General features: G+C 70.0%; 5 protein-coding genes. All 5 read left to right on the plus strand.

Going from position 1 to position 5,392, the window contains the following annotated elements:
• On the plus strand, positions 1–1,256 hold a 1,256-nt coding region (locus tag VFE05_22535; protein HET6232871.1), incomplete at its 5' end, for a glycine--tRNA ligase.
• Between the two features lie 413 nt (positions 1,257–1,669).
• Positions 1,670–2,860: a hypothetical protein gene (locus tag VFE05_22540; GenBank protein ID HET6232872.1), complete on the plus strand. Its 1,191-nt coding sequence runs from the start codon at positions 1,670–1,672 to the stop codon at positions 2,858–2,860.
• Between the two features lie 365 nt (positions 2,861–3,225).
• Complete coding sequence (locus tag VFE05_22545; protein ID HET6232873.1) at positions 3,226–3,732, plus strand: hypothetical protein; 507 nt, start codon at positions 3,226–3,228, stop codon at positions 3,730–3,732.
• 15 nt (positions 3,733–3,747) lie between these two features.
• Positions 3,748–4,344 carry a DUF4402 domain-containing protein gene (locus VFE05_22550; protein HET6232874.1) on the plus strand — a complete coding sequence of 199 codons (597 nt, stop codon included), beginning with the start codon at positions 3,748–3,750 and terminating at the stop codon, positions 4,342–4,344.
• Positions 4,345–4,749: 405 nt separating this feature from the next.
• Positions 4,750–5,337 (plus strand): GspH/FimT family pseudopilin, encoded by a 588-nt coding sequence (locus tag VFE05_22555; protein HET6232875.1) that lies wholly within the window; start codon positions 4,750–4,752, stop codon positions 5,335–5,337.
• Positions 5,338–5,392: the final 55 nt, after the last annotated feature.

The following is a 5,392-nucleotide window of genomic DNA, read 5'->3' on the forward strand; positions in this document are numbered from 1 at the left end:
GGGACTACGGCCCGCTGGGCGTGGAGCTGAAGCGGAACGTGAAGGAGGCGTGGTGGCGCGCCATGGTGCACGAGAACGACGACATCGAGGGTCTCGATGCGGCCATCCTCATGCACCCGCGCGTGTGGGAGGCGTCGGGCCACGTGGCCGAGTTCACCGACCCGCTGGTGGAGTGCGGCAACTGCCACCGCCGCTACCGCGAAGACATCCTGCAGGGCGAGGCCGGCACGACCGAGATGAAGTCCATCCGCTGCCCGGCGTGCGGCGTGACGGGGCAGTGGAGCGAGCCGCGCCAGTTCAACCTGATGTTCAAGACCTTCATGGGGCCGGTGGAGGAGGATGCGAGCGTGGTGTACCTGCGGCCGGAGACGGCGCAGGGCATCTTCGTCAACTTCCTGAACGTGCAGCAGAGCGCGCGGCAGAAGGTGCCGTTCGGCATCGCGCAGATCGGCAAGGCGTTCCGGAACGAGATCACGCCCGGCAACTTCACCTTCCGCACGCGCGAGTTCGAGCAGATGGAGATGCAGTTCTTCGTCGAGCCCGGCAGCGACGACGCCCACTTCGAGCAGTGGAAGGAGCGGCGGATGCGGTGGATGACGGAGTCGCTGGGCCTGGCCGCCGACCGGCTGCGCTTCCACGAGCACGCGCCCGACAAGCTGGCGCACTACGCCAAGGCCGCGTTCGACATCGAGTTCTTCTTCGGCGGCACCATCGGCGACGGGGGCTGGGGCGAGGTGGAGGGCATCCACAACCGCACCGACTTCGACCTGCGGCAGCACCAGGACTTCTCCGGCAAGAAGCTGGAGTACGTGGACACGGTGGCCGGCAAGCGCTACCTGCCGTACATCATCGAGACCTCCGTCGGCGCGGACCGCGTGACGCTGGCCGTGATGGCGAACGCCTACCGCGAGGAGACGGTGGAGGGCGAGACGCGCACGGTGCTGGCGCTCAAGCCGTCGCTGGCGCCGGTCAAGGCCGGCATCTTCCCGCTGGTGAAGAAGGACGGCATGCCCGAGCGCGCCACCGCCATCCACGAGGCGCTGCGCCGCCGCGGCATCCAGAGCGTGTACGAGGAGTCCAACTCCATCGGCAAGCGCTACCGCCGCGAGGACGAGGCGGGCACGCCGTACTGCTTCACCATCGACGGCGAGACCATGGAGAGCGGCACGGTGACCGTCCGCGACCGCGACACCATGGAGCAGACGCGCATCTCCGAAGACCACATCATCCCGTTCCTCCAGGAGCGCCTCGGTTGATCCGCCGTTCATCTCCCGGGAGATGGACGGCAGCGGATGATCTCGGTAGATGCGGGTCGGAGGATGCGCATCGGCAGATGTCTGCTGAAAGGGTTTCCGCCGCGCATCCACAGGAGATGAACGGCCGCCGATCATCCCCCGTCCGCAGCACCACGGCGGATGCGCGGCGTCCGGAACGCGTTCCCGCGGCGTCTCCGCCGATGCGAAACAGACGAGCCGTCCCGATTCAGCGGGGCGGCTCGTTGTACGTCGTGCATCTCCTTGCTTTGTCTCCGCCCGCCGCGCATCGTGGGCGCATGCGGCCGGCGCGCCTCCGTCTCTCGGCAGACGCGGGTACGTCGCTTGCGCCGCTCCGCAAACGGCCGAACGCCGCGCATCTCCGCCGCCCACGCCCCATCCATGGACGCTTCCGAATGAACAGACCTCTCGCAGGGCTCGGCCTCCTCGCGGCGCTGGGCGCGGCAAGCGGTGCCGCGGCGCAGGCGGCTGGGCCGGCCGCGCGCTTCGATGTGGTGGGCCGCGGCCCGGTGACGAACACGCGTACGACCGACCTGGCCGTCTTCCGCGCCCCCAACGGCCGCGACTACGCCTACACGGGCACCTTCGGCGACTGCCAGCGGTGCTCGGGCAACCGCATGTTCGTGTTCGACGTGACCGACCCCGCGCACCCGGTGCGCACCGACTCGGTGGTGGTGGACGCCAAGATCGTGAACGACGTGGCGGTGAACCGCGAGGGCACGCTGGCCGTCCTCACCCGCGAGGGCGCCACGAGCCGCCGCAACGGCCTGGTCATCCTGGACCTCGCCGACCCCGCCCACCCGCGCCAGACGGCGGAGTTCTGGGAGACCATCACCGGCGGCGCGCACAACGTGTTCCTGGACGGGAAGCTGGCGTACGTGGTGGACGCGGGCACGTGGGACCTGGTGGTGGTGGACCTGTCGGACCTGCGCGACCCCGTGCAGGTCGGCCGCTGGTCGCTGGAGACCAGCACCATGCGGCTGCTGCAGGACGTGTACGTGAAGGACGGCCTGGCGTACCTCTCGGCGTGGGACGACGGGCTGGTGATCCTGGACGTGGGGCAGGGCATCAAGAAAGGCACGCCGCAGCACCCGCAGATGGTGAGCCAGTTCCGCTACCGCACGCGCTGGCACGGCGAGCAGTACGGGCACACGCACTTCGCCTACCCGTACACGAACGCGGCCGGGCACGCGTACGTGTTCGTGGGCGACGTGATCATCCCGCGCGGCGTGGACCTGAACAAGCGCTTCGACTCCGGCGGCTCCATCCACGTGCTGGACGTGTCGCGGCTCACGGCGCCGCTGGAGGTGGCGAGCTACGCGGTGGAGGGTGCGGGCGTGGACCACTTCTGGATCGAGAACGACGTGCTGTACACCGCCGCGCTCACCGCGGGCGTGCACGCCGCCGACGTGTCCGGAGACCTGCGCGGAACCCTGCGCGGGCGCGAGATCGCCTCGTTCTCCACGGCGGACCCGCACGGCTTCGTGCCCAACCTGGCGATGGCGTGGGCCGTCCGCCCGCACAACGGTTTGCTCTTCGCCACCGACTTCAACTCCGGCCTGTGGATCGCCCGCCTCACGCGGTAAGCGCTTTCGTGGTCGACAGATGAACGCGGGGCCGCCTTCCACCGGGAGGGCGGCCCCGCGCTTTTCGCCATCCTGCCGGATCGGGATCCGGTGCCCGGCTCAGCCCACTCTCCCTCCCGCGGCGCGCCGCCGGCGGGCCGGACGCGGGAACGGCCGGGCGCGTGTTCCCAAACGGGTCCTCAAACGGGAACGGCGATGTTCCCGCATGGGAACGCATCCCGAACGGGAACCCAATCAAAACTCGCGGAAGTCGTTGTGAACACTCGGCTTTCGCTGGCACGCCTATAGGGAATGCCGATTGCTAATCCCCCTCCCAGAGTTTCCCGACCCGATCCAAGAATCAACGTACCCTCCCGGAGCACACCATGAAGAAGCTTGCCCTGTCCGCCGTCTTCGGCGCCGCCCTTCTCGCCGCCCCGACCCTGGCCTCGGCCCAGTCGATCACCGGCTCCATCCAGGCGACCGCCACCGTCTCGACCGTCCTCGCCTTCGGCACCTCGTCGGCGCTCGACTTCGGCGCGGTCACGCCGGGCACCGCGGCCACCGCCAGCGGCTACATCCAGCTGGACCGCAACGTGGGCGTGATCTTCACGCTGCCGGACGCCGCCAACACCGGCAAGCTGACCAGCGCCGCCGGCGGCACCCTGACGCCGGCTTTCACCTGCGGCGTGGGCGCGACCAACGCGACCATCACCACCGCGTTCAGCAGCTGCGCCCCGGCCACCGGCACCACGGCCGTCCTCACGCAGGCCGCGCCCACGGGCACGAACACCGAGTACGTGATCTTCAACGGCTCGCTCACGGCCGCGCAGACGAACACGGTTCCCGGCACGTACAACGGCGTGATCCGCATCACCGCGACCGCCAACTAAGCACCAGGTCCCCTCGTGGTCCTGCTCTCTCGCCGCGCGGCCCGTTTCCGGGCCATCCTGACCGCCGCACTGGCTCTTGCCGGTGTGGCGGTCTGGACGCCCGCGCGGGCGCAGGCCGCGAAGCGCACGGTCACCGCGGGGCTCGGCGACAGGCTGACCATCGTCCAGCCGCCGATGACCATAGACGGGGTGAAGGGGCTGAACTTCGGCACCCTCACGCCGGGCATCCCGGTGACGGTGCTCCCCACCAGCGTGCAGGCGGGCGAGGGGCGGGGGACGGGTGCCGACTTCGTGCACTCCATCACCACCACGCTCACCCTGCCTACGGTGCTGACGGGGCCCGGCGGCGCGACGCTGCCGGTGAGCTTCAACGGCAACTACGCCGGCTCGTGCGAGATCAACAACTCGAACGTGTGCGACGTGGCCAGCCGGCAGACGTGGAACCCCGTCGTCACCCCCACGCACACCGACACCCCGTTCAACACGGGTCCGGGCAACACCTACCGGTATCCGCGCTACTCCGTGTACGTGGGCGGCAGGGTGACGCCGGCAGCGTCGCAGCGCGCCGGCGTCTACACCGGCACCATCGGCATTACCGTCGTCTGGAACTGAACCGGCTGGACCCGATCGCGCCCCCATCCTCATCGATGCGGGCGCGATTTTCCGTACCCGTCCCCGGACGCCGCTCCGAGCGGTTTGACCATCCGCCGGTTGAGGATGATGCCCGGGCAGTCCGCTGTCTCGCCCAGCCGTACCGCGAGGCGCAGCATTTCGCGGCAGCGTCGTGCAAAGTGCCGCGCGCGGGCTTCCGCGGGACGCGCCGCGCCGTTGGGGCCGCGCCGCCGTAAACAATTGAGACGCAAGCATCTTGAGGGACGCAGCGCCGGCGGTGGTGCGGCGCGGTTCGCATGTTGCTCCACGCGGGTTAAAACACCAATCCCAGCCAGTCAGCCGCGCCCGCACCGCGCCCTCCGGGGTGCCAGGCGCCGATCCGTTCCTTCCCGCCCAGGAGAGACCGTGCCCGAGTGCACACCTCCGCAAGCGCGTTCGCGCGAAGCCGGCTACACGCTCATCGAGATGCTCACGGTGTGCGTGATCGTGGGCATCGTCTCGCTGATGGCCCTGCCGCGCCTGGACGTGGCCCGCTACCGCTCGGAGCAGGGGATGAAGCACCTGGGCAGCGTGATGGCGATGGCGCAGCGGGCCGCCGTGGCCAAGCAGCACAACGTGGTCATCGCCTTCGACGTGGCCGGCCGGCGGCTGCGCGTTCACTCGGACGAGAACAACAACGGGGTGATGGACGCGGGCGAGCCGGTGCGCTACGAGCCGCTGGCGTCCGGCGTCACCTTCAGCCGCGGCTCGGCGCCGCAGCTGTCCATGGGCGCAGGGCCGGTCACCTTCGCGAAGGTGCAGGCGGGGATCCCCGCCGTGACCTTCAGCCGCAACGGGACGGCGGGCGAGGAGGGTGGCTTCTACGTGACCACGATCCGCGCCACCAAGGCTTCCACGTACACGTCCGATGCGCGCGCGGTGGTGATCGAGCGCGCGACCGGGCGGCCCACCTGGTACCGCTACACCGGCTCCGCCTGGGAGAGGGACTTCTGATGCGCACCAACTCCGGGCGCCCGCGCGCCGCCCTGCCCCGGCCCGCGCTCGGCGT

This window comes from Longimicrobiaceae bacterium (genome assembly GCA_035696245.1).
GTDB lineage: Bacteria > Gemmatimonadota > Gemmatimonadetes > Longimicrobiales > Longimicrobiaceae > DASRQW01.